This window comes from Vibrio sp. V19_P1S1T109 (genome assembly GCF_002241375.1).
GTDB lineage: Bacteria > Pseudomonadota > Gammaproteobacteria > Enterobacterales > Vibrionaceae > Vibrio > Vibrio anguillarum.
In genome coordinates, this window is sequence record NZ_NDIM01000311.1 from 1 (window position 1) to 3,387 (window position 3,387).

The 3,387-nt window shown below is 41.9% G+C and carries 4 protein-coding genes; 2 read left to right on the forward strand and 2 right to left on the reverse strand.

Going from position 1 to position 3,387, the window contains the following annotated elements; all coding sequences use genetic code 11:
- Together B9J87_RS15055 and B9J87_RS15060 are read left to right on the forward strand one after the other, a co-directional pair.
- A partial coding sequence (locus tag B9J87_RS15055; protein ID WP_441351336.1) for an LTA synthase family protein occupies positions 1–1,925 on the forward strand: 1,925 nt, incomplete at its 5' end.
- A 110-nt stretch (positions 1,926–2,035) separates the two neighbouring features.
- On the forward strand, positions 2,036–2,251 hold the full coding sequence (locus B9J87_RS15060) for a DUF3820 family protein (protein WP_026028221.1): 216 nt from the start codon (positions 2,036–2,038) through the stop codon (positions 2,249–2,251).
- 17 nt (positions 2,252–2,268) lie between these two features.
- Here the strand turns inward: B9J87_RS15060 and B9J87_RS15065 are convergent, their stop codons facing one another.
- Together B9J87_RS15065 and B9J87_RS15070 are read right to left on the reverse strand one after the other, a co-directional pair.
- Entirely contained in the window at positions 2,269–2,613 is a 345-nt protein-coding gene (locus B9J87_RS15065; protein ID WP_010318547.1) for a YajD family HNH nuclease, read from the reverse strand.
- Between the two features lie 121 nt (positions 2,614–2,734).
- The gene (locus tag B9J87_RS15070) at positions 2,735–3,217 is read right to left on the reverse strand and encodes a L,D-transpeptidase family protein (RefSeq protein ID WP_019281839.1); all 483 of its coding nucleotides are present in this window, start codon (positions 3,215–3,217) and stop codon (positions 2,735–2,737) included.
- Between the last annotated feature and the right edge of the window lie 170 nt (positions 3,218–3,387).

A 3,387-nucleotide genomic window follows, 5' to 3' on the forward strand; every position in this document is an offset into this window, starting at 1 on the left:
CTCTTTATCCGATTGCTGCCGTATTCGTAGTGGGGCTAGTTATCTTTTTTGTCTCTCGTTTAGGACTGGCTATCTGGCATTTTGAACGGGTGAGTGATGCTGGTGGATGGCTGACCATTTTCTTAAGTGGTCTGCGAGTTGATATTGTTTCTCTTTGTTATTTGCTCATTTTACCAGCGTTGTTATCTAGCCTACTGTCTGGCGATCATGCTGTCGGTCGGGTTTGGCATTGGTTTTTACGTGTGTGGATTACCGGTGGTTTGTGGTTGATTGTTTACATGGAAGCAGCAACACCACCATTTATTATCGAGTACGATCTGCGACCTAATCGAATTTTTATCGAATATCTCATTTATCCCAAAGAAGTTTTCAGTATGCTTTGGAGTGGCTATAAATTTGAACTTTTCCTTGGTGCCGTAGTTTCCACGTTCACACTTTTTGTCGGTTGGAAATGGAGCAAGCAGCTTGTTTCGAACTTAAGCTTTCCTAAATGGTATTGGCGTCCGCTGATTGCTATTTTTGTTGTGGCTATTGGTATTTTGGGGGCGCGTTCTTCACTGGGACACCGTCCATTAAATCCGGCGATGGTGGCTTTTTCTAGTGACCCTTTGGTGAATGATTTAACGTTAAACTCCTCATTTTCAGCGATTTTTGCTGCCAAACAGATGAAATCTGAAGCGAGTGCTTTCGAGTTTTACCCGAAAATGGATAAGGAGGAGATCGTCCAAGAAATTCGTGCATCCATGAATGTCGACAATAAAGACTTTGTCTCTGCACAACAACCTAGCATGGCAATGCACCAAGCGATCTATCAAGGCCATCCTAAAAATATCGTAATCCTTCTGCTTGAAAGTCACGGTGCACGTTATGTTAGCCGCCTTGGTGGTATCGATGCGTCACCCAATATCGATAAACTGATTGATGAGGGGTGGGCATTCACCCGTTTGTACGCAACGGGAACGCGTTCTGTTCGTGGTATTGAAGCGGTGACCACTGGGTTTTCTCCGACTCCTGCACGTTCGGTGGTCAAATTAGGTAAAAGCCAAACGAATTTCTTTTCAATTGCGGATTTATTAAAGTCTCGAAATTACCACACACAATTTATTTACGGTGGTGAAAGCCACTTTGACAATATGAAGAGTTTCTTCTTGGGTAACGGTTTTGTTGATATGCAAGACTTCCCAACTTTTGAGTCGCCTAAATATGTTGGTTCATGGGGCGCGTCAGATGAAGATCTTTACAATAAGGCAGATCAGCAATTTACGAAGATGAGTCGTGAAGGTAAACCGTTCTTTAGCTTAGTTTTTAGCTCATCGAACCACAGCCCATTTGAATACCCTGATAACGTGATTGAACCGTATAATGAGCCAAAGCAAACGGTGGAAAATGCGGTGAAATATGCAGACTATGCGCTTGGACAGTTCATTGAAAAAGCGAAAAAGTCACCATATTGGGATAACACGGTGTTTGTTGCTGTGGCAGATCATGATGCTAGAACACAGGGTAATCAGCCTGTACCAGTCGATTACTTTCGAATTCCAGCGGTGATTTTTGGTGGCGGCATTGAACACCGCATTGACGATCGTCTAGTTAGTCAAATTGACCTTGCACCCACACTGCTTTCTTTGGCAGGTATCAGTAGCCAAAACCCAATGATTGGGTTCGATTTAACTCATGATGTTCCTGCTGAGAAGCAGCGAGTAATGATGCAACGAGATAAAAACTATGGCTATATGACAGCAGACAACCAACTGGTTGTTATTCGGCCTGAGCAAGGTATTTCTACTTATCAATATGATTTTAAATCAGATACCCTGACAGAAAAAGAGTTGGATCCAGAAGTGGTTAAACGTGCTCATGCCAATGCTATGTGGGGAAGCTTAGCGTTTAAAGAAAACTACTACACCGCATCTGATTCATATTGATTATATTTTTATCCACCTATAGCGTTATGCGATAAATCAGTACCCAAAAGTGGCTGAGAAACATAAACTGGTTGGACTTAAACAAGTTTAGCCAGTTTGTGAGGCGCAAAATGTTAGAAAAAGAGAACCTGATTAAACTTGCGCGTATGCCAATGCCGTTTGGTAAGTATGCAGGGCGAGCGCTTATCGACTTACCAGAAGAGTATTTGCTGTGGTTTGATAAGAAGGGCTTCCCTGAAGGGGAGCTCGGGCGTTTGTTGCAACTTTGTTTAGCGTTGAAAATTGAAGGATTGGATAGCGTGGTTAAGCCACTAAAGCGTATGTGATCTAGTGGCTAACCGCGTTATTTTTTCATCAGTTTGGCGAGATCGGCAAAGGGGTTATAGGTCGCGCTTTGATGATCGTCTAATCTCGCAACAGGCTCAGCGCCAAATCGGTCGTGGTCTGAATATTTAGAGTGCTCATGATCGTGACAATAGAGGCATAAAAGCTCCCAGTTACTGCCATCTTCAGGGTTATTGGTGTGATCGTGATCTTTGTGGTGCACAGTTAATTCTCGTAAATTTGAATAAACGAATTCACGCGCGCAATTGCCACACACCCAAGGGTAAAGTTTAAGTGCTTTTTCTCGGTAACCGCTCTCTTTACGAGCATAATTGGCACTTGAACCATAAAAATCTGACGACATGTTAATTCCAACCATTGATTAAAAATACTTTTTTGATATTAAAAACCAAAAATCTGCGCTAATCAAAGTTTGTGTGATTTATTTTAATGCACTCCCTCACACCTTAGCGTAAGTGTCACTTTTACCACTCAATCTCAATCGGCGTGCCTTCTTTGACTTGGCTCAAAAATTCATCCATTTCTGAGTTAGTCAGTGCAATACACCCATTAGTCCAATCAAAACTTTGCACATATTCTGGTCGTTGCTTGTCGCCATTTTTTAGACCATGGATTTTTATATCACCACCGGGATTGATGCTTAAGCGCTGTGCATGCACTTTATCTTGATGATTCGGGTAACTGATATGAATCGAACGATAATAGCCAGAATCATTACTGATAGCTTCAAGATAGTATCGACCTTCTGGGGTGCGTTGATCGCCTTCTTGCTGTTTATGTCCTTTGGGTTCTTTACCCAAGGCAATTCGATACTCTTGAATGATCTGCTGTCCCGAGATTAAGTACATGCGACGTTTAGATTTATCCACTTTGACCAGATCAATCTCAGCCGCTGCGCTGTTGAGTGAAAAACATAGAAACAAAAGTAGCCTAAAGTATCGGGTCATAAGCGAGTGTCAGTACTGATAAGGTGGCAAAAAGAGAGACATTATGCAGCGGAAGAATGAACGTGGCTAGTTGTCAATATTGTCTTGAAAATAAGACAATACTAAAAATAATAGGGTTAACTATGTAATAAATGGAAACAGAATCTCAAAAATGTAGGTTAACTCTAGGA